Here is a 21316-nt window from a genome sequence, read left to right as displayed (position 1 = left end):
TGAGCAGGAAAAACTTATGATTAAACAACGTACCATTCAACAGACTGTTAGCTCTGTCGGTGTGGGTTTACACAAAGGTGAAAAGGTTACGCTTACTCTCCGACCTGCACCTGACAATACCGGCATTGTATTCCGGCGTGTAGACCTGTCTCCGGTAGTCGATTTCAAAATCACCCCTTCGTTAGTGGGCGATACTGTAATGTGTACCTGTTTGATTAACGAACAGGGTGTGCGGTTATCCACCACTGAGCATTTAATGGCCGCGATTGCTGGCCTGGGCATTGATAACTTAGTTATTGATGTTGACTCAGCAGAAATCCCTATTATGGACGGCAGCGCCAACCCATTTGTCTATTTGTTATTAGAAGCGGGTATTGCCGAGCAGCGTTTAGCGAAGAAGTTTATTCGCATTAAACAAACGGTCCGGGTAGAAGACGGTGATAAATGGGCAGAATTTAAGCCCTACAATGGCTTTAAGTTAGATTTTGCCATTAACTTTAATCACCCGATCATTTCAGAAACCACGCAACACGTGGTGATGGAGTTTTCAGCCGCCAGCTTTATTAAAGAAATCAGCCGTGCGCGTACTTTCGGCTTCCTGCACGAAGTTGAATTTTTACGTGCTAACAATTTAGCGCTGGGTGGCAGCATGGATAACGCCGTGGTGCTCGATGAGTTCCGTGTGTTAAACCAAGATGGCCTGCGTTATGACGATGAGTTTATTAAGCACAAGATGTTAGATGCCATCGGCGATCTTTACATGGCTGGTCACAGTATTTTAGGTGAGTTCCGTTCGTATAAAACAGGTCATGGTTTAAATAACCAACTGTTATCAGCGGTACTAGCCAAGCAAGAAAACTGGGAATTTGTGACCTTTGAAGATAAGGCAGAAATGCCGATATCCTTTTTGGCACCGCAACTTGCCTAAGAAAAAGCCGCTAAGCGGCTTTTTTTTCGTCTGCAATTTAGCATGGGATCTCACTTAAGCGGTTTTAAGCCTTGCCGTTAGCGCGGTGTGTTATCAGGCATATTGCGCAATAAGCGCTGTAAGGCTTGTTGCACTGGGCCATCGGTTTGCGCAGCGGCCTGTTGTAACTGTAAGCGGGTATCATGACTTAAGGTTGCACAATAGGGTTTTGCCGGTTGCTCTTGCACGTGTAATGGCTTTGTTTGGCCTACAGGTGACACTTCGATATCAATCCCTGCTAATTCAGGCAAGATTTTTTTGCGGAAATTGTCTAGAATGGCGTCGCGTTGCATTTTTAGTCGCGTAGCCCAGGCTGCCGAACTACATAAAATAATCGCTCGCCCCTCTTTAATGGTTGCGACCTGACAAGAGGTGAGCTGTGTTAATTGCAGGATCTGACACAATTCTGCATTAAGTTTACCGATTAATTGAAACTGCTGTTGCACGCCAGCCAGAGTGCTATGACTAAAAAGTTTAGTTAAATCTTCTGGTTTATGGCTATAACGTTTCATTTGCAGCAGCCTGTTTGAAATAGTAAAACAACGCACAAAGTGTAACAGTTTTTAGGCTGCGGCAGTAGCAGTAGCCACTGCCCTTGAAAGCAGGATAAACCATCACCATATCCTGTTAACTTCGGCCCATGTCTGAGCATTAAGCCAGACCTCACACTGACGATAATACTGGCATGGCCAGGGCTGCATTGCAGCTTTAACTTAAAATGGTATCTGGATAATGTTTGGAAAATTTTTTGCCAAATTAATTGGTAGCCGTAATGACCGTTTCTTAAAAAAATTAAAAAAACAGGTACAGCAAATCAACGCGCTGGAAGCGGAATACGAAAAGCTGAGTGATGAACAATTAAAAACGAAAACCAGCGAATTTAAACAGCGCGTACAAGACGGCGCGACCTTAGACGACATTCTGCCTGAAGCCTTCGCCACCGTGCGCGAAGCCAGTAAGCGCGTGTTTGACATGCGTCACTTTGATGTGCAACTGGTCGGTGGTATGGTGCTGCATCAAGGTAAAATCTCGGAAATGCGTACCGGTGAAGGTAAAACCTTAACAGCGACTTTGCCTGCTTACCTAAATGCTCTGAGTGGCAAGTCGGTACATGTTATTACCGTTAACGATTATCTGGCAAAGCGTGATGCGCAAACTAACGAGCCGTTGTTTACCTTCTTAGGCTTAACTGTGGGTGTTAACGTGCCCGGCATGGCACACCCAGAAAAGCAGAAAGCCTATGCCGCCGATATCACTTACGGCACCAATAATGAATTCGGTTTCGACTATCTACGAGACAACATGGCGTTCTCGCCACAAGAACGTGTGCAGCGCGATCTGGCCTTTGCCATTATCGACGAGGTGGATTCAATCCTGATCGATGAAGCGCGGACACCACTGATTATCTCCGGTCCCGCCGAAGACAGCTCTGAGCTGTATAAAAAGATTAACGTGCTAGTGCCCGAGTTAGTGCGCCAAGAAAAAGAAGACGAAGAAGATAAACACGGTGATGGCCACTTTACCGTGGATGAAAAAGCCCGTCAGGTGTACTTAACGGAAGCGGGTCAAATTCAAGTCGAAAACATGTTGCGAGAGCGCGGCATGATTGGTGAGCATGACACCTTATTCTCTGCTGCAAATATTACGCTACTACACCATGTGTATGCCGCCTTACGTGCGCATCAGTTGTTTAAACGCGATGTTGATTACGTTGTAAAAGATGGCGATATCGTTATTGTCGATGAGCACACGGGCCGAACAATGGAAGGTCGTCGTTGGTCTGAAGGCTTACACCAAGCGGTAGAAGCCAAAGAAGGCGTGCGCATTCAAAACGAAAACCAAACGCTGGCGTCTATTACTTTCCAAAATTACTTCCGCTTATATGACAAATTAGGCGGTATGACCGGTACTGCAGATACCGAAGCGTTTGAGTTCCAACAAATCTATGGTTTAGAAACCATAGTGGTACCAACCAACAAGCCGATGGTACGCCAAGATTTGGCCGATTTAGTGTATTTAACGGCTGAAGATAAATACAACGCCATTATCGAAGATGTGAAAACCGCTCGCGATACTGGCCGCCCTGTGCTGGTAGGTACGGCGTCAATTGAAAGCTCAGAATACTTATCAACGTTACTGAACAAAGCCAAAATTACCCACCAAGTATTAAACGCTAAGTTTCACGCTAACGAAGCACAAATTATTGCTGATGCCGGTCGCCCAGGCACGGTCACTATCGCCACTAACATGGCGGGTCGTGGTACCGATATCGTCTTAGGCGGTAGCTGGCAGAGTGAATTACAAGCCTTAGGTGCCGATGCGGATGCCGAAGTGGTTGCGGCAGCGAAAGCAGAATGGCAGAAACGCCATGATGCCGTGATTGCAGCCGGTGGTTTGCATATCATTGGTACTGAGCGTCACGAATCGCGTCGTATTGATAACCAGTTACGTGGTCGTGCCGGTCGTCAAGGTGACCCAGGTATTTCCCGTTTTTACTTATCGCTAGAAGATGCCTTGATGCGGATTTTCGCCTCAGATCGGATGGCGGCGATGATGCGCCGTATTGGTATGGCGCCAGGTGAAGCTATCGAGCACCCTTGGGTCAGTCGTGCCATTGAAAACGCACAACGTAAAGTGGAAGCGCGTAACTTTGATATTCGTAAGCAGTTACTTGAGTTTGATGACGTAGCCAATGACCAACGTAAAGTGGTGTATGAGCAACGTAATGACTTGTTAGATGCCGACGATATTAGTGAAACCATTCATGCCATTCGTGATGACGTTGTTAACAGCATGATTAATGACTATATCCCGCCACAGTCTATGGACGAAATGTGGGATATCCCTGGTTTAGAGCAGCGTCTGCAAGCCGACTTTGGCGTGGCATTGCCGATTAGCCAATGGTTAGCGGATGACAAAAAGCTGTTTGAAGAGAAGCTACGTGAGCGTATTCAAGAAGAAGTGAGCGCGTCTTACAATTCAAAAGAACAGATGGTCGGCCCACAAGTGCTACGTCAGTTCGAAAAAGCCATTATGTTACAAAGCTTAGATACGCACTGGAAAGAGCATTTGGCGGCGATGGATCACTTGCGTCAAGCGATCAACCTACGTGGTTATGCGCAGAAGAATCCGAAGCAAGAATATAAGCGCGAATCTTTTGAGTTATTCACCAACATGTTGGAAGCACTGAAACTGGATGTGATTGGTATTCTTAGTCGCGTGCAAGTGAAAGCGGCAGAAGATGTTGAAGCAGTTGAAGAGCAACGTCGTCAAGCTGACAACGTACCGCATAACTATCAACATGCGGATGCCGAGCAGTTAGCTAGTGATTTACCAGAAGGTATGCAAAACGCTGCCCCAGTGATGCGTGACGGTGCTAAAGTAGGGCGTAATGACGCCTGTCCTTGTGGTTCAGGTAAAAAATACAAGCACTGTCATGGCCAACTTAGCTAAAGCGGTGTTGCATGTGGCTGTTGGCGTGATTGTGCGTCAACAGCAGGTGTTGCTTGCGTTGCGCAAAGCATCACAGCATCAAGGGGGGAAATGGGAGTTTCCAGGCGGTAAGCTGGAACAAGGTGAGTTAACAGAGTACGCCTTGGTTCGCGAATTAGCCGAAGAAATTGGTATTACAGTGCAGGCCAGTTCCCCTTTGCTGCAATTGCGTTATCAATATCCAGAGCGTGAAGTGTTTTTGGATATTCGTTTGGTTACTGAGTTTAGTGGTGAGCCGCAAGGCTTAGAAGGGCAAGCAGTAAAGTGGTTTGCTATCAGTGAGCTTGATACTATTACATTGCCCGATGCTAATCAGCCAATTGTTGAACATCTGCAACAACACTTTCTCTAATATCTCAAAACTCAAAACTCAAAACTCAAAACTCAAAACTTAAAACTCAAAACTCAAAACTCAAAACTCAAAACTCAAAACTCAACACTCAACACTTAACACTCAACACTCACAGCTAAGCTAATGATTAACTGTGAACTGAGTTAAGCGCATTTTTGCAGCGTGTGGCTGGCATTTCTACTGCGTTATACGAAATATATCCTATATTTCGCCTTCGGTCAGCAGAGCTGTTCCCGTTTGCTCCATACAAACGGGTCGCTTGTTTATGTAGAATAACTACACGGCACAAGCTCTGCCTTGTATAAATACCAGCCACTCAGCTGCAAAAACAACCATCAAACGTCAACAAGCCCTAGCATTAATCTGTATTTTTAAAAAACTGATTATCCTGCGCTATCATGTCTTGCTCTAATTCTGCTAAATACGCTTCTGATAACGCTGCATCAATCGGCATTTTATCGGGAATACGATGATTTTCTGCGGCCCAATCACCTAAGTCGATTAACTTACAGCGCTCGCTACAAAAAGGGCGAAATACGGATTCGGCTTGCCAAATAACCGGCGTTTTACAGGTAGGACATTGAATTGTAGTGGTCATGCAGGGCTCCTCTAACGGCTGCTGCTGCGAGATCTATGGCAGCAACAATAAACATGTGTGGATTGTAACAGATCAGCTCTGTATGCGTTAGGCACAGCCAGAGAACTTATCTACAGGCCAGATTAAAAATGATGGCGGCAAGTAAAAGCTTGCAATATCAGTTGTATTAAAACAGAAGACTTGTCAGTGCTAACAGCATGCCAATTGAAAACTTACCGCTTCAGCACACACACTGCGGCCGGCTTGCTCGGTTAATTGCATAAAGCGGATGGCATAGCGATAACGATTACCGCTCACCGTAGGAAAGGAGCCACCCGACTGCTGATATTTAATGCGCAGCAGTTCAAACTGTTCAGCATTTTGTTGGTAAAAACCGTTATCACTGCTGATCGTTTGAAAATGGCCACGTTCACGCACAAAGCTGAGTACAAATTGAATGGCTTGCTCCGTTTGTTGCAAGGCGTTATGCCATTCTGCGCGCTGCTGTTGTCGTTCTGCTTGCGGTAAGGCTAGCCAGTATTGTAGCTGTGGCATATCAAAGTAACAGCAACCACCGGGTAAGCCAAACCGTTGGCGCAGCGGCGCTAAAAACACATCGTCTTTGAGCGGGCTACTTAATTTGCCACTGCGCAATAAGTCGCTTTGTAAACGCAGCGCTTGTTGCAGCATCACTTGCAGCTTTTTATCAGACACCGATGGATGGCGTGACCATTGCACTAATTGATTTTCACAGCGTTCTATATCTTTCAGTAAATCGGGGCGGATATCATGCCGATCTAACACATCAATTAGCGTAAATAAGGCGCTAAAATAACTGAGCTGCTGTGCTTCATTTTCTAGGTCGGCCAGGCTATTGAGTTGGGTAAATAAGTGCTCAACCCGTAAGTAGGTGCGGATTTTTTCGTTAAGCGGATGTTCGTAAATTAATTCGGCAGTCGTCACTGCGGTTTTTCACCTATTTTTTGGCTCATTGCAAGATACGCTTGATGTAAGCGGCTAATTTGCGGCAACAACTCTGCGGCCGTGCCATTGTTATTGATAACATCATCCGCAGCGGCTAAGCGAGCGGCTCTGTCGATTTGTGCTGCCATAATGGCACGAACCTGGCTTTCACTGTTATTATCGCGCGTGGTCGTGCGGGCTAACTGGGTTTGTTCGCTCACATCCACAACCAACACCCGAGACACCCATTTATCTAAACCGTTCTCAAGTAATAAGGGCGCCACCAGTAGTGTGTAAGGTGTCGTGCTGGCCGCCAGTTGACTAAGTAACTCGCTGCGGATCGCCGGGTGGAGTAATTGTTCTAACCAGCGTTTGGCGGCGCTATCGGCAAAGATTTTCTTGCGTAATGCTGCGCGATCCAACTGACCATCGGCTAACAACATACCTTGGCCAAAGTGTTGCACGATGGCCGCTAAACAAGAGCTGCCCGGCATGACCACTTCGCGTGCTACGATATCAGCATCAACATAGTGAGCGCCCAGCGCTTTAAAATGTTCTGCTACCGTGCTTTTACCGCTCCCTATGCCGCCGGTCAGGCCAATCAGCAGTGATGATATTGCAGCAGGCTGCTTCATAGGCCGAGATAACGCAGATAGGCGCCCGTCATTTGCTCACCCCAGAGCATGGCAATCCAGCCTGCTGCGGCAATATAGGGGCCAAAGGGGATAGGGGTCGCTTTATCTTTACCTTGAATGCTGAGCAAAGTCACACCAATCACCGCACCAACTACAGACGACAGTAAAATAATCAGAGGTAATTGCTGCCAGCCTAGCAACGCACCAAAAATCGCTAACAGTTTAAAATCACCATAACCCATACCTTCTTTGCCGGTCAGTAACTTAAAAGCCCAGTACACCGACCACAGGCTTAAATAACCGGCTGCGGCACCAAGCAAGGCTTGTTCTGGATTAACTATGGCACTGCTAGTTATGCTAAATAACAACATCAACCAGAGCAGCGGTAAGGTCAGCTGATCCGGCAGCAGCATTTTATCAATATCAATAAAGCTCAGCGCCACTAAGCCCCAGGTTAAAAAAATCAGTACTGCACTGGTCAGAGTCGGGCCATATTGCCAAGCGACCAAGGTAGATAGTACGGCTGTTAACAACTCTACCGCAGGATAACGTGCACTAATGGTGGTTTTACACTGCCGGCAACGTCCTTTTAAGCATAGCCAACTTAACAGCGGGATATTATCGTAAGCGGCAATCGGTTGTTGGCACTTTGGGCAAGCTGAACGCGGTACGGCTAAGTTAAAAGGGGTTGCCGCTTTATGTTGCTGGTTAGGCTGAAAATATTCTTGAAATTCCGCCTGCCATTCGCGCTCCATCATTATCGGTAGCCGATAGATCAGCACATTTAAAAAGCTGCCAATCACTAAGCTAAATAACGCCACTAGGCTTAAAAACAGCCATGGATAAGTGGTAAAAACTAAACTTAACTCACTCATCCGACAATCTCGCCCAATTGGAAGATCGGTAAATACATCGCAATAATCAAACCACCAATAACTACACCCAGCACTGCCATAATCATTGGCTCTAGCAAGGCAGTAAGGCCGTCTACCGCATCATCGACTTCTTGTTCATAAATATTGGCGACCTTTGATAGCATACTATCCAAGGCACCCGATTCTTCACCGATGGAGACCATCTGAATCACCATCTCTGGGAAGCGATCAGTTTGTTTCATCGATGAGTGCATTTGATTACCGGAAGAAACTTCATCGCGTACCTCTAATATGGCATTGCGGTAAATCTCATTACCTGAGGCCCCTGCAGCCGACTCTAAAGCCTCAATCAATGGCACACCGGCTGCAAAAGTGGTGGATAGGGTACGAGCAAAACGTGCTACCGCCGCTTTGTTCAAAATATTGCCAATCACCGGGGCTTTTAAAATAAATGCATCCGATGCGGTGCGAAACTTAAGGTTGTTTTTATAAGCTTTACCAACAAAATAACCCGTGAGCATAATCACGCCCAGTACTACCCACCAGTAGGACTGCATAAATTCTGAAATGCCCAATACAAATAGAGTGAAAGCCGGCAATTCGGCACCAAAACTTCCAAAGATTGCAGCAAATTGTGGAACGACAAAAATAAGTAAGATTGAAGTGACAATAAGTGCAATGACTAATACGGCAATGGGGTAAAACATGGCTTTTTTAATTTTTGATTTCAGTGCTTCAGCTTTTTCTTTATAAATGGCAATGCGATCAAAAATCCGATCTAAGGCACCCGATTGCTCGCCGGATTTCACTAAATCACAATACAGCTCATCAAAATACTTCGGGTGTTCGCGCAGCGTCTCTGAAAGCGGTAAACCGGCTTGAATTTTTACTGAAATTTTTTGCATTAAAATACGCAGGCTTTTGTTATCTGCACCATTAGCGATGAGATCGATCGATTGCACCAAGGGTACGCCAGCGCCCAGCATAGTAGCAATCTGGCGGGTGACAATAGAAATATCGGCCGCAGTGATTTTTTTCTCACCACCAAATAGCGACTTAGGTTTCTTTTTCACCGCAGAAGGAGTGATGCCCTGTTGGCGCACAAGGGCTTTAGCTTCGGCAACGCTGGTGGCTTTAATTTCACCGGTTTTGCGATCACCTTTGCGGTTTACGCCTTTGTAAGTGAAGGTGTGCAGTTCTTTTATTTTAAATTTTTGTTCCTGCGCCATCTGTGATTATCCTTTTGCCCGCTCTATTCATGCTATTTCAAATTGATTGTCGCTTTAATCTATCTAATGCTAAGTCAGTAAGCCGTTAGCCTTTGGTTACGCGATTAACTTCTGCCAGGCTGGTGACACCCGCGGCTGCTTTTAATAAACCGGAGCGGCGCAAGTTATTAATACCATCCAGTTTTGCCTGGTTAGCGATATCAATGGAGTTACCGTTTTGCATAATAATATCCGCCATTTTCGGGCTGATCGGCATCACTTCATAAATACCCACGCGGCCCTTATAGCCGTTGGTGCAATGCTCACAGCCAACCGGTTTAAAGATTTTGATGTTATGCACTTCATCCTCTTCATAACCTTGGCGCAGTAATTCGGCCTGCGGAATCTCTTCTTGCACTTTGCATTTTGGGCAAAGCCGCCGAGCTAAGCGCTGGGCAATAATCAACGAAACCGAACTGGCAACGTTATAAGCCGGTACGCCCATATTCAGTAACCGTGTTAGTGTTTCCGGGGCTGAGTTGGTGTGTAATGTCGATAACACTAAGTGACCAGTTTGCGCCGCTTTAATGGCGATTTCGGCCGTTTCTAAATCTCGAATTTCACCCACCATCACCACATCAGGATCTTGCCGTAAAAAGGCGCGTAGAGCGGTAGCAAAAGTTAAACCAGCTCGGGCATTCACCTGTACTTGGTTAATGCCGGGTAAGTTAATTTCGACCGGATCTTCCGCAGTAGAAATATTGGTTTCTTCGGTATTCAGAATCGCTAAGCCGGTATACAGCGAAACGGTTTTACCGCTACCGGTAGGGCCGGTTACTAAGATCATGCCTTGTGGCTGGGCTAAGGCATTTAAATACAGTTGTTTTTGTGCGTCCTCATAACCCAAGATATCGATACCGAGCATGGCGCTATCAGAGTCGAGGATCCGCATTACGATTTTTTCGCCATACAAGGTTGGCAGGGTGCTGACCCGAAAATCGATAGATTTTTTTGCGGAGAGTTTCAGTTTAATGCGGCCATCTTGCGGTACGCGCTTTTCGGCGATATCCAGCCGTGACATGACCTTTAAACGAGCACATAACCGTGTGGACAGTGCGACCGGTGGGCTGGCCACCTCAGTTAAAATGCCATCAATCCGAAAGCGGATCCGAAACATTTTTTCATAGGGCTCAAAGTGTAAATCTGAGGCGCCTTTACGAATAGCATCTAATAAAATCTTGTTGATAAAGGTAATGATCGGCTGATCTTCTTTATCGCTTTGTACGGCAGGCGCATCGTCGGTTTCTTCTTCAACCACGCCCATGGCCGTCAGATCCCACTCGCCATCACCTGAGCCTAAGCTGGCATAAGCGTTTTCAAATAAGCGTTCAATTAGCTTGGTTAATTTGTCGTACTGCACAATCACGATTTCGGCATTTAAGCCAGCGTTAAACTCGAAATCTTCAATCGCCGCCATATTGGTCGGATCAACCACCGCCAAGTACATAGTCCGGCCGCGTTTTGCCAACGGCAGCATATCGTTTTTGCGGGTGAGTTTTTCATTGCGTAGGTCTTCAGGGATAGAGCTCACATCAAAGAAGTCCAGATCCAGCATAATATGCTGGCTGACGCTATTCGCCACTTCCGCCAGCTTAGCCGAATCTAACAGTTTTTCGGTGATTAATAGTTCAGGCAAAGTACGATACTGCTTACCCTTTTCGGTAATCAGTTTCGTTACTTTATCGCCATCAATTATGCTCTGCTGGATCAATTTCTTGAGCAGGGTGGAATTACTCGTCACCGCCATAGTGGCCGTTTACTCCGGTAGCTTGAAGTTAAACAATTAGTTAAGAGTATGCCAGTATCCTTTAACTATTCAAGATTTACTGTCAATTATCCGGCAGATAGTCAAATTGTTTATTTATTCGCACAGCCTAAGCGCAGCACGGTATGACATTGTCAGTTCTGTTTATGAAAATACTGCCAAGTTAACCTTACTCGGCAGTCAGCTCACTAGTTAGAATCACAGCAACAGTGCGCTTTTATTCGGCGGCATTTACTAGGCCGCTTTTTTAAGCCAGAGTAGCTAAACGGCTTATTGCTGATAGCGACTGATTAATTCAGCCAAGCTACCATTTTGCTGCAAGGCGCTAATAGCTTGATTAATCTCGGCTAGTTGTGATTCTGAGACACTTTTTTTACTGAGCATAAAGTACACCTCAGATGGCGCCAAGCTTAGTGTGTGTGGCTGTATTTGTTGGCTCAACCCCTTACGGCGAATAATCGCGGCAGCGACAAAGCTATCTTCTAAGGCACCGCTGATCTCTTCATCTTGTAAGCGCGCTAAATTGAGTTCGCTGATCTGGGCGTTTACAAAGGCTTGCGGTTTTTCGCCATACAATTGATTGATTAAGTCACCATAATAATAACCACTAACGACACCGATAGTATGGCCTGCCTCGATGAGTGCTGGAAAATCGGCATAATCCATCTCCACCTCGGTTCTGGTCAGTAACACAAATTGTTCTTGTCGATAGGCATCAGAAAACCAAGCATAACTTTCACGTTCAGCATTCTTTGAGGCACCGGGTAATACATCGAGTTCACCAGCCTGTAGTTGGCTTAATAAATTCGCCCAGTCACCCGGCACCAGTTGTAACTCACAGTTGAGCTCGCTGGTCAGCGCTTGCAAAATGTCGATATCTAAGCCCTGTGGTTGTGCGGCTTGCCCTAAATAATGGTAGGGCTCCCAAGCATCAAAGCCAACTTTTAACAGACAAGCGTCGGGTTTCAGCGGTTCGGTGATAACCGCAACTTCTGCTATCGGATTCATAGCCGGGGCGGCTGGCGTATTCGGTTTACAACCTGTGAGCAGCAGGCTAGTGCATATAAGCGTAATGGGATAAAAAAACATAGGAACACTGCGCATAGCAAAACTCCTTAGATTAAATTGACTTAATAAGTGTAGGCGTTATTGCTTGTTTTACCAGCAAGGCTGTTCGGCAGGAGCGTATTGCTAAATAAATGCAGAAAAGTTCAGTAAAGCAATAGCTAATCAAGGCAAAAATGCTCTATGCTGAAACTTAAGACCATTTAATCGTTATGGGAATTATGTTGTTATGCGCGAACTAATAGAAAAAGCCACTAGCCTGCCGTCAATTCCGAAAGTGTTACAAGACCTCATCGCCAGTTTTCAAAGTGATACCGTGAGCAGTGAACAGATAGCCACTATTTTAAACAGTGACCAAGCCTTAACCGCTAAGGTATTGCGTTTGGCCAACTCAGCCAAATATGGCGGTCATCGTAAAATTGGCTCCGTCAAAGATGCCGTGTTAGTGCTTGGCACCAGCACCCTGCGTACCCTAGTATTATCGGTGGGTTTAGCCGGCAGTTTTAAAGCTATCCCCGGTTTCGATTTACCTGCTTACTGGCGCTATTCGTTTCGGATGGCGAATCGGGCAAAGTATTTAGCCAAACTGATTAAAGCGGATGCCGATGTGGCCTACACGTGCGGTTTATTGCACGGTGTAGGGGAGTATTTAATCCACATCGTTAAACCGGAAACGGCGGTGTTAATTGATCAAGAAGTGGCTGCCGGTAATCGCCGTCGCGAAATTGAGATGAAACATTTAGGTTTTGATTTTACCCAAGCCGGTGCCGAACTGGCACGGCATTGGCATTTTCCAGAAGAGATTGCCCAAGCCATTCAACATCAATATACACCCGCGAAGAGCGGCACCTTAGATCCTTATGCGTCATTATTGGTATTAAGCCGTTATTTAATTGAGCATGAGCAGGATATTCAAAAAGAACAATTTGAGTTATTCCCTGCAAAATTGGCGCATGCTCTCCATCTGCAATTAGACGACGTTTATAAGCATATTTTAGCCATGCCAGATGTTGATGCCGATATTGAAATGTTAATGGGTTAAGCCCGTCGCAAGGGCCTGCCCGTTTGTTACCGGGTAGGCTTGAAACAACCTCGTGTTTTTCTAAGCCCGCTTTCACGTTACTCAAGCTCATTTTCGGTGATGAGTGAACATCAGATCTGTATGCGGATATCCTTTTTAGTACGCTTGTAAAAAAATAAAACTTAATTGATTAAGATGTGTTTTATGGTCGCTATGGTTTGCTGTCGTAAAGTCGGTAATAAAATTGCTTATTTTTTAGCTTTTACTTGAATTATCCGAAGATAAAAGCAAATATACAAGGTTAAGACAAGAAGACAAAGGTAGATCGCCATGCAAAAAACAGCGACAGCATTACTCGAAAACGCAAGCCAGTTACAACTTGAATGTGCAACAATTCTTAAACGTTATAGTTCGACACTTAAAGCCAGTGCGAAAAGTCGTTGGCCTATACTCGAAGCGCGTTTACAGCAGCTATTACCGCAGTTGCTGCCATTGTATTTACAGCTGTATGGTGAGCGTTACGATTGCCATTACCATTTAGAACAATTACTAAAGGTGTTAGCCAAAGCGTTGGCACAGCGACCGGATTTCTTGCTGCAAGAAGATGAGGATCCGCAGCAGTGGCATAAAGCGCCAACAGCGCTGGGCTCTGCTTGTTATGTCGATTTATTTGCGGGCGATTTTAAAGGCCTAGAGCAGCGTATTCCTTACCTTCAGCAAACCGGTATCAATTACTTGCATTTGATGCCGCTGTTTAAAGCCCCCGAGCCAAACAGCGATGGCGGTTATGCGGTATCCGATTATCGCAAGACCATGCCGCATCTTGGCTCAATGCCGCAACTGGCTAAGCTGATGCAAAAATTGCACAGCGCAGGGATTAGGCCTGTGCTCGATTTTGTATTTAATCATACGTCGGATGAGCACCGTTGGGCCGAAAAAGCCAAAGCCGGTGAGCAGCAATTCCAAGATTATTACTTTTTTTTCGACGAGCAAGAACGCGATCAGTATGCGCCCTGGCTACGAGAAATCTTCCCAGAAATTCGTCGCGGTTGCTTTACCTTTGAGCCCCATGCCGAGCGTTGGGTGTGGACCACCTTTAACAGCTTCCAATGGGATTTAAACTACGCCAACCCGGAAGTGTTTAATGCCATGGCTGAAGAAATGTTGTTTTTGGCCAATCAGGGTGCCGCAGTGCTGCGGCTGGATGCCTTAGCCTTTGTTTGGAAAGAAGCCGGCACGTCTTGTGAAAACCTGCCAAAAGCGCATACCTTGATCCGTGCTTTTAATGCGGTGGCAGCGATAGCAGCGCCGGCTTTACAATTTAAATCAGAAGCCATAGTGCATCCAGATGAAGTGGTGAAGTACATTGCGCCGCAAGAGTGCCAGTTATCTTATAACCCACTGTTAATGGCCTTACTATGGAATAGCTTAGCGACCCGTAAAACACGCTTGTTAACCGAGTCATTGCAACGACGTTTTGCGATTGATCCACAGTGCAGTTGGGTTAACTATATTCGCTGCCATGACGATATTGGCTGGACTTTTGATGATCAAATCGCCTGGCAGCTAGGCATTAACCCTGAGCATCATCGGCAATTTTTAAATCAATTCTATACTGGGCAGTTTGCTGGCAGCTTTGCCACGGGCGTGCCATTTCAACAAAACCCAGTGACCGGTGATTGCCGGGTAGCTGGCATGCTGGCGTCGTTAACGGGTGTCGAGCAAGCTGTGCAAAGTGGTAACACCACGCATTTACACTTTGCGCTAGCGCGTATTTATTTGCTGAACAGTATTATTCTCAGTATTGGCGGCTTGCCGTTACTTTATATGGGCGACGAGCTGGGTTTACTCAATGATTATGCTTATCAGGATGATCCGCACAAACGCGACGATAGTCGCTGGGTCAACCGCGTTGCTGTTAGCGAGCAACAGTTAGCTGAGGCCCACAACCCTGACAGTCTCTCAGGTAAAATCTATGCTCAGCTGCAACAGCTTATTCGCACCCGTAGCCGCTTACCGGTATTAGGCGCAGGGCAAACCGAGATATTACATAGCGGTAATCCGCATTTGTTCGCTTATCGGCGGCAATTGGATCAACAAAGCATGTTATGTGTGGTCAATTTTAGTGAAGAGCCGCAAGTCTTTGTGGGGGCTCCGGGTAGTCAATGGCGCGAAGAGTTAAGCGGTGAGTTATTGCATGGCCGCAGCTTACATTTGGCGCCTTACCAAGTGCTCTGGTTAAGCGCAACGGTGAGTTAAAGGCGGTTATTCATTTACGGCTTAGTCTTCTAAGCCGTTTTAATTTCAGCCGAGTATGGATTCAATTTTGACAAAAAAAGCCCCGCAAGCGGGGCAAACTACAGAGAAAACGTTCAGAGCTACTGTGTAATATTAATCAGTTGGGTATTCAGCACCACGCGGTTCGCTTAACTGAATTGTATTAAACTAATGTGTGGCTTTTTGCAGTTGCTGCTCTGCCGGGTTAAACAAGAAGTTCCACCACAAACCGATACACAGCAGCACGGCAAAGCCGGTGGCCAGATAGAAGCCATAGCGCACATCACCAAACATATCGCCAACAATACCCATTAACAAAGGCCCTAAAGCAGCGGCTAAAGCAGTAAAAGCCAAAATTAAGCCTGCGGCAGCGCCATGTTGATTGCGCGGAAAGCAGCTAATGCCTTTGGAGTTTAAGGTGGGATACATCATCGACATAAAGAGCCCCGACAGCGGCATGAGCCACAGTGCCCACGCAATACCTTGCCACATACTGACGATGAAACAGGCTGCGATCACGGTACTAAACCAAGCCAATAAACTCGTCCAACAAAAACGGGTTAACAGCCATTCAGCTAAAAAGCGGCCCAGCGTGCGTAAAATAAAAAATACCGTGATGGCATGTGCTGCCATGGTGGTCCATTGGCCATCATATTGTTGCAGTAAGGTCGGCAGCCAAACAAAGATCGCCACTTCGGTTGCCACATAACAGGCGATTGCTAGCGAAAAGCCCAGCGCGTAGCGGTTTTTAACTAAAGCTAAACAATCCCAAATCGAGCTTTGCGCTTGCGTGACATAACCGGGGTAATCCATGCGCCAAGCAATCAGCAGTAATACCGCGCAAATAAAGCCAGCTAACAAGTAAAGCTGCTCCCAAGCGAGGTCATAACTCAGTAGCAATGCCACTAAAGCGGGGCCAGCAATGGCACCGAGGCCAAAGAAACCTTCTACCCGATTCATTAAACGGGTATGACCTTGCGCATTGTTACTGATATCACCAATTAGCGCCAAGGCACCGGTTTTAAATAAACCGATACTTAAACCGCACAGGCCCAGTAGTAACAAATAAAAGTTAAAGCTTTGGCCAAACGCAAAGGCAACACAGGCCAACGTATAAATAAATAAACCAAATAAGATAATCTTTTTGCGGCCCAAGCGATCGGCCAGTTGCCCTAGGAATAACCCAGATAAACCAATAAAGATCATCGGTACATAATGAAAGGCGGCGGCTTGCGTCAGTGTTAGATTAAACTGAGCCACCACTTCTGGAATAATAACGCCAACGGCATCTGTGGTCATAGCGAACACAAAAAACATTAGGCAGGTCATCCATTTAACCTGATTATGGGTGTGGTTATCCACCACGACAGCAGCGTGCGGTTGAGAGTTTTGCATGTTTCTACCTTGTTAAGATCAGCCTGAGGCTAACGTTATTTTTATCAGGTGATCGCTGTACTGAGTACATGTCGTCGCCTGTTTTTAATTATCTTAAAATTACACCTTAAACGATTAAGTTGCAAGGCTTCTGCACGATATTTAAACAAAATGCTGTTAGATTAACACAAGAGGATAGTCGGTAAGTCAGGCACCTTAGCAACTGTCGCGTAAACGCAACTCACAATCAAGCAAAACATGTTGTTGCTGTTGGCCGCTCAGTAACAAACGGGCGGCCGTGCGGCCTTTCTCATCACTATGCTGGGCAATCGTGGTTAGCGCAGGGTAGGCACGCTCGGCTTCTTCAATGCCATCAAAACCGACAATGCGCAGATCTTCTGGAATGCGTAAGCCAAGTTGGCGCGCGACAGCGATGGCCCCTAAGGCAATGCGATCACTCATACAGAGTAATAACTGCGGTCTAGGATATTGGGTAAGGGCTTCACGTGCGGCGATTTCGGCATAATGATGAGTATTAACGGGGATATGCCACACTTGTTCGGCGGGCAAGGCTCGGTTTTGCGCTTGCATCGCCGCTAAATAACCATCAAGGCGCCGCCGCGCGATAGATTCTTCTTCATGATATAGCTCGTTCGGTTGCATCCGACAGACACGGTCTGAATCGAGTAAACGTAAGCCAAGTACTGCGACCTTACCGGCTTGTTGCTGCAAGGCATACTCTGCAATGTCATAGGCATAACGGTAATTATCGATATTGACAGAACCCACCTCGGGGAGGTTACAGTCGACGGTGATCATCGGCTTACCACTGGCTAGTACACGGTCGAGTTGCTCTGGGCTTTTCGAGCGGCCATAAATAATAAAGCCATCAGGCATGGCTTCGGCCGTGCTGTGCACCGCTTTGCTGCCAGAGAGCAACAACATATCTTTACCCTGTTGCTGTAATACTTCGGCAATACCTTTAATCAATTGGCTCGCCACCGGATCGCTAATGGCATAATCGAGCGAGTCGGCGAGTAAGATGGCAATCATATCTGAGCGGCCGGTGCGCAAGCTGCGCGCCGTGGCATTCGGGCCGTTAAAACCGAGCTTTTCACTTTCGGCCAAGATATGGCTGCGCAAATCAGTAGACAGTTGGTCAGGCCGATTAAAGGCATTTGAAACCGTTGCCACGGACACGCCTAGGTGCTTAGCCAGTGATTTCAATGTAATTTTTGCCATACTGTACTATCCTTAAACTGCTTATAAACTTGTGCTACCGCCGCAGATCCGATTGTCTAAAACGAAAAAGCTGCACGTTAATGCAGCTTTACATATCTCTTTTCACAATGCCAGTTAGAAAAGCGCACAACTCACTTAGAATTGATAGCGTATACCTAACGAAGCCGTGCGACCGTTAATGGTTCTGGCCGTAATAATGCCGTTTGCCGGTACACTGCCTTGTTCCGCTTCAGTAATACCCACAGTATCAAATAGGTTATTTACATTGACTGACAGTGTTAAGTTCTGAGCTAGCTCATAGTTAGCAAAGGCGTTCAGCTGCGTATAAGCATCAAACTTCAGATCATTGTTATCTTGCGCATAAGCACCGGTCGTTCCGACTAAAGTGATACCGACTTGTGCGTTATCCATCGTATAACGTGCTAATAAGTTATAGATAAAATCGGCTTGACGACGTGGCGTATTACCTACCACACCTGGATTAAGTGCATCTTGGCTGATCTCCGCATCCGTCCAAGTCACCGAACCGCGGAAATCGAAATCACCAATCCGATAGCTACTCTCTAACTCAACACCTTTGGCTTCATATACGCGGTCAAAAAACTGCTGGGTCGTGGCTTCAAAGTTTTGCTCATCGGTTTCAGCAAAAAACACAGTGGCGAACAGGTTTAAATTACCATGACGGCTCTTGCTACCAAACTCGTACTGTTTTACTTGGTCTACCGCATCTTGTGCTGCTACTGAGCCATCTGCATTAACTTTGCCAAAGAGTAAACGGTCGGCATTAGCACGGCCACCCTTACTGATGCGACCAAATACTGCCCAGTCTCTACTGTATTGATAGTTAGCACCTACCGAGTAAGAATTGTAACTCCAGTCATAATTCACTAACTGCGGGTTAGCTAAGTCGATACCTGACACACTTTGCTCAACTTGGCTAATGACGCCATCGCCATTCATATCACGGCTACTTTGCACAGCACCCGCATAGGTGCCTGTCGCATCACCCATATCGCGGCGAACACTGGCTTCAAACGACCAATCGCCAAAGCCCCAGCTTGCAGAGGCATAAGGTGCTTTGATGCTGTAATCGGTGTTGTAATTCCGTTGACAGCAATTACCCCAAAATGGCACACCATAAGCTAATAAACCCTTTTCAGAAAACGCTGTGCCATTTGCAGCGGTAACATCCAGCAGTTCTGCGTTATCGCCTTTTAAGGCCATAAAATAGGAATTCCACAGCCAAGACATATCAATAGACTGATCGGCGATGTAATAGCCTAAAGTCACATCCACTTCACCAATGCTTCGGGACAGTTTTAAGTCGTTAACCATTGAACCGAAATCGTTGATCTCAACATCAAAGGTATGAATACGCATCGCATTGGCACTGGCATCATAACGCTCGCCAGCTTGAGGTCCTACCGCATAACGAACAACCGCACCTGGCCCCGCAATACTGTCGGCAATACTTTGGCTATTATCCACTTCGGCTGGGAATGGCGTGATAAAATTGCCGCTAACACTGCTAATACGGAAGCGGTTATCCAGCGTCCAATTATCATCTAAATCAAAAACGGCTTCCACCCCGAAGCTATTTACTTCAGGATTCATCCCGTTACGAATATCACCGCGCGAGATCTGATTAGCACCATTTAAGCGCACGGTTTCGGTTAAATACACGGATTGTAGGGTATCTTGTTGCGAATCGTAGCCCGCTACTGAGCTACCATCGGCACGCATTGGCATCGGCATATAGCTGGCAACACGGTCATTTAAGTGTTTGGCATAAAGCCGTACATAGCCCGTATCAAATTCTTTAGTGATATTGGCTTTTAACTGATAACCCCGTTCACCTTGATAACCAGGATCACGAATGCCTTCGCCTTGACGGACAAAACCGCCCAAATGGAAGCGGGTATCCGTATTAATATCGCCACCGTACTCAAAGTCAGTACGGAATTGGTCGTAATTTAAACCGGTCGTCATGGCGATACTGCCGCCATTATCGGCGCCTGTTTTACTTAAAAAGTTAATAACACCGCCAGGTGAATTACTGGCTAGCGTACTGGCTGAGCCACCACGGATCACTTCTAACCGCGAGAGGGTAGCATCGGCACGCACAAAGATATCGGCGTTACCAAAGGCAATATCACCAAACTGTACTACCGGTAAGCCATCTTCTTGTAAGGTTAAAAATTTAGCACCGCCTGCGGCCACTGGTAAACCACGAACAGCGATGTTAGCGTTACCTTCACCACCGGTTGATTCACTGCGTACACCGGGCAGCATACGGAAGATTTCGGCAGTTGATCTTGGCGCACTCGCATCAATATCTTCTAGTGTCAAAGCACTCACTGACACGCTAGATTGCATCACGGTTTGATTACGTGAGACAGAACCGGTAACGATAATACGTTCAAAGCCCAAACCGGTGGGTTCAGCAGCTTGTTCAGCATTTGCGGTTTCAGTCTCGGTGTTGTCTTGTTGCGCCTGCACAGCATTAGCCGTTAAGGCTAAGCTAATAGCCAGCGCCAAATAAGAACGGCGATTTGGTGTTGTTTTCATCTGGTGTCTCCCTTGTCGGTCTTGAATAAATATTATTATCATACGGTGCTTCAGCCTACTTTTTGACTCCATCTAAATCGTTTCAGATAAAAGGCGAAAAATAGCGTTTGTATAATTTCATTATCAAGTGTGCTTTTGCAGCATTCTTTGATTTATAGTAGCAGACTAAGTCAATTTTGCTAGTTTTAACCAATAACAGCAAAGTCAGCTAAGCGCTTTCAAACATAAACTTGGTTGTTTCTTCGAGTTGATATGCTACGTTAAAGTTATCTTAAACGTTTTACCTCTAAAATTTGCAGTCGTCAAGAGTGGTTAATAACTAAACAGGTTTTTTTTTGAAAAAATGACATTACCACTGAGGTTCGGTATTGGTATCGTTGCTTTTTGGTTAACTTAAAAGATCATTGGTTAGCGTGATAATTTAGGGGGCGTGATTAATCGCACGCCATCTTATCAACACCAATATCAACGGCGACAAGTTATAAGGGCGCCGCGTTTTCTGTATTCGGTATCTGTAACATCGCCTGCTGCCTGAGCCATCAAGGGGTTGGTTTAAAACCATGATTCTGTCGCAGCAAAGCTGCATCACTTGGACAGGCGGGAGAGCAGAGGGTTTTCTGGGGCGACAAGTAGCCAGGGGCAGGACGCAGTGAGTCCAGAGCCTTGATCCTGATGGGTGACGGGTGCGATACACGCATAACCACCAACGAGCACTAAAATGCGAAGGTTATTGGTTTACAAGGAATAAAAAAGATACGCGCATTGGCGTGCGCGGGTTCGCTTATGCTATTGACACCGAGGGGCTAATGGGTGACCCCGAAGGTTATTGCTGGTCTGACTCCGAAAGTCGCAAAAACAAACCCGCGCGAGGCGGG

Annotated in this window: 16 protein-coding genes; 5 read left to right on the top strand and 11 right to left on the bottom strand. The window is 46.3% G+C overall.

Going from position 1 to position 21316, the window contains the following annotated elements; genetic code table 11:
• Positions 1-16 precede the first annotated feature (16 nt).
• Complete coding sequence (gene lpxC / locus L1N97_RS04070) at positions 17-928, top strand: UDP-3-O-acyl-N-acetylglucosamine deacetylase (RefSeq protein WP_229584793.1); 912 nt, start codon at positions 17-19, stop codon at positions 926-928.
• A 77-nt stretch (positions 929-1005) separates the two neighbouring features.
• Here lpxC and L1N97_RS04065 read toward each other — a convergent pair whose 3' ends face one another.
• The gene (locus L1N97_RS04065) at positions 1006-1479 is read right to left on the bottom strand and encodes a DUF721 domain-containing protein (RefSeq protein WP_236128895.1); all 474 of its coding nucleotides are present in this window, start codon (positions 1477-1479) and stop codon (positions 1006-1008) included.
• 220 nt (positions 1480-1699) lie between these two features.
• Between L1N97_RS04065 and secA the strand changes: the two genes are divergently transcribed.
• Both secA and mutT read left to right on the top strand, forming a co-directional pair.
• On the top strand, positions 1700-4420 hold the full coding sequence (secA, locus tag L1N97_RS04060; RefSeq protein ID WP_236128894.1) for a preprotein translocase subunit SecA: 2721 nt from the start codon (positions 1700-1702) through the stop codon (positions 4418-4420).
• The gene (gene mutT, locus L1N97_RS04055) at positions 4404-4811 is read left to right on the top strand and encodes an 8-oxo-dGTP diphosphatase MutT (RefSeq protein WP_236128893.1); all 408 of its coding nucleotides are present in this window, start codon (positions 4404-4406) and stop codon (positions 4809-4811) included. Before secA ends, mutT begins: the two co-directional genes overlap by 17 nt.
• 358 nt (positions 4812-5169) lie before the next feature.
• On the opposite strand, the gene yacG is transcribed toward mutT, so the two are convergent.
• The 7 genes from yacG to L1N97_RS04020 form a co-directional block, all read right to left on the bottom strand.
• Positions 5170-5409 carry a DNA gyrase inhibitor YacG gene (gene yacG, locus L1N97_RS04050; RefSeq protein WP_236128892.1) on the bottom strand — a complete coding sequence of 80 codons (240 nt, stop codon included), beginning with the start codon at positions 5407-5409 and terminating at the stop codon, positions 5170-5172.
• A gap of 189 nt (positions 5410-5598) precedes the next feature.
• On the bottom strand, positions 5599-6351 hold the full coding sequence (gene zapD, locus L1N97_RS04045) for a cell division protein ZapD (RefSeq protein WP_236128891.1): 753 nt from the start codon (positions 6349-6351) through the stop codon (positions 5599-5601).
• Positions 6348-6986 (bottom strand): dephospho-CoA kinase, encoded by a 639-nt coding sequence (coaE, locus tag L1N97_RS04040; RefSeq protein ID WP_236128890.1) that lies wholly within the window; start codon positions 6984-6986, stop codon positions 6348-6350. Before coaE ends, zapD begins: the two co-directional genes overlap by 4 nt.
• On the bottom strand, positions 6983-7861 hold the full coding sequence (locus tag L1N97_RS04035) for a prepilin peptidase (RefSeq protein ID WP_236128889.1): 879 nt from the start codon (positions 7859-7861) through the stop codon (positions 6983-6985). The genes coaE and L1N97_RS04035 overlap by 4 nt, the downstream gene beginning before the upstream one ends.
• On the bottom strand, positions 7858-9090 hold the full coding sequence (locus L1N97_RS04030; protein WP_236128888.1) for a type II secretion system F family protein: 1233 nt from the start codon (positions 9088-9090) through the stop codon (positions 7858-7860). The genes L1N97_RS04035 and L1N97_RS04030 overlap by 4 nt, the downstream gene beginning before the upstream one ends.
• Positions 9091-9175: 85 nt before the next feature.
• Positions 9176-10876, bottom strand: coding sequence for a type IV-A pilus assembly ATPase PilB (gene pilB / locus L1N97_RS04025; protein WP_236128887.1), 1701 nt, complete (start codon positions 10874-10876; stop codon positions 9176-9178).
• 288 nt (positions 10877-11164) lie between these two features.
• Entirely contained in the window at positions 11165-11998 is an 834-nt protein-coding gene (locus L1N97_RS04020; protein WP_236128886.1) for a substrate-binding periplasmic protein, read from the bottom strand.
• A 190-nt stretch (positions 11999-12188) separates the two neighbouring features.
• On the opposite strand from L1N97_RS04020, the gene L1N97_RS04015 reads away from it, so the two are divergent.
• Together L1N97_RS04015 and L1N97_RS04010 are read left to right on the top strand one after the other, a co-directional pair.
• Positions 12189-13001 carry an HDOD domain-containing protein gene (locus L1N97_RS04015; protein ID WP_229584804.1) on the top strand — a complete coding sequence of 271 codons (813 nt, stop codon included), beginning with the start codon at positions 12189-12191 and terminating at the stop codon, positions 12999-13001.
• A gap of 309 nt (positions 13002-13310) precedes the next feature.
• Positions 13311-15239, top strand: a complete 1929-nt coding sequence (locus L1N97_RS04010; protein WP_236128885.1) for an alpha-amylase family glycosyl hydrolase — start codon at positions 13311-13313, stop codon at positions 15237-15239.
• Between the two features lie 186 nt (positions 15240-15425).
• On the opposite strand, the gene L1N97_RS04005 is transcribed toward L1N97_RS04010, so the two are convergent.
• From L1N97_RS04005 to L1N97_RS03995, 3 genes are all read right to left on the bottom strand, one after another.
• Positions 15426-16652 carry an MFS transporter gene (locus tag L1N97_RS04005; RefSeq protein ID WP_236128884.1) on the bottom strand — a complete coding sequence of 409 codons (1227 nt, stop codon included), beginning with the start codon at positions 16650-16652 and terminating at the stop codon, positions 15426-15428.
• 195 nt (positions 16653-16847) lie between these two features.
• Positions 16848-17873, bottom strand: coding sequence for a LacI family DNA-binding transcriptional regulator (locus L1N97_RS04000; protein ID WP_236128883.1), 1026 nt, complete (start codon positions 17871-17873; stop codon positions 16848-16850).
• A 135-nt stretch (positions 17874-18008) separates the two neighbouring features.
• Positions 18009-20441: a TonB-dependent receptor domain-containing protein gene (locus L1N97_RS03995; protein ID WP_236128882.1), complete on the bottom strand. Its 2433-nt coding sequence runs from the start codon at positions 20439-20441 to the stop codon at positions 18009-18011.
• Positions 20442-21316: the final 875 nt, after the last annotated feature.

It is taken from the genome of Rheinheimera sp. UJ63, assembly GCF_021568285.1.
Taxonomy (GTDB): Bacteria; Pseudomonadota; Gammaproteobacteria; order Enterobacterales; family Alteromonadaceae; genus Alishewanella; species Alishewanella maricola.
This window is presented reverse-complemented; position numbering and strand designations above follow the sequence as displayed.

Bases quoted from the DNA above. Each gene is read 5' to 3' on its own strand.
- secA (WP_236128894.1), top strand. From the start codon at position 1,700: ATGTTTGGAAAATTTTTTGCCAAATTAATTGGTAGCCGTAATGACCGT.
- L1N97_RS03995 (WP_236128882.1), bottom strand. From the start codon at position 20,441: ATGAAAACAACACCAAATCGCCGTTCTTATTTGGCGCTGGCTATTAGC.
- L1N97_RS04005 (WP_236128884.1), bottom strand. From the start codon at position 16,652: ATGCAAAACTCTCAACCGCACGCTGCTGTCGTGGTGGATAACCACACC.
- L1N97_RS04015 (WP_229584804.1), top strand. From the start codon at position 12,189: ATGCGCGAACTAATAGAAAAAGCCACTAGCCTGCCGTCAATTCCGAAA.
- lpxC (WP_229584793.1), top strand. From the start codon at position 17: ATGATTAAACAACGTACCATTCAACAGACTGTTAGCTCTGTCGGTGTG.
- L1N97_RS04000 (WP_236128883.1), bottom strand. From the start codon at position 17,873: ATGGCAAAAATTACATTGAAATCACTGGCTAAGCACCTAGGCGTGTCC.
- L1N97_RS04030 (WP_236128888.1), bottom strand. From the start codon at position 9,090: ATGGCGCAGGAACAAAAATTTAAAATAAAAGAACTGCACACCTTCACT.
- yacG (WP_236128892.1), bottom strand. From the start codon at position 5,409: ATGACCACTACAATTCAATGTCCTACCTGTAAAACGCCGGTTATTTGG.
- L1N97_RS04065 (WP_236128895.1), bottom strand. From the start codon at position 1,479: ATGAAACGTTATAGCCATAAACCAGAAGATTTAACTAAACTTTTTAGT.
- L1N97_RS04035 (WP_236128889.1), bottom strand. From the start codon at position 7,861: ATGAGTGAGTTAAGTTTAGTTTTTACCACTTATCCATGGCTGTTTTTA.
- coaE (WP_236128890.1), bottom strand. From the start codon at position 6,986: ATGAAGCAGCCTGCTGCAATATCATCACTGCTGATTGGCCTGACCGGC.
- L1N97_RS04020 (WP_236128886.1), bottom strand. From the start codon at position 11,998: ATGCGCAGTGTTCCTATGTTTTTTTATCCCATTACGCTTATATGCACT.
- mutT (WP_236128893.1), top strand. From the start codon at position 4,404: ATGGCCAACTTAGCTAAAGCGGTGTTGCATGTGGCTGTTGGCGTGATT.
- pilB (WP_236128887.1), bottom strand. From the start codon at position 10,876: ATGGCGGTGACGAGTAATTCCACCCTGCTCAAGAAATTGATCCAGCAG.
- L1N97_RS04010 (WP_236128885.1), top strand. From the start codon at position 13,311: ATGCAAAAAACAGCGACAGCATTACTCGAAAACGCAAGCCAGTTACAA.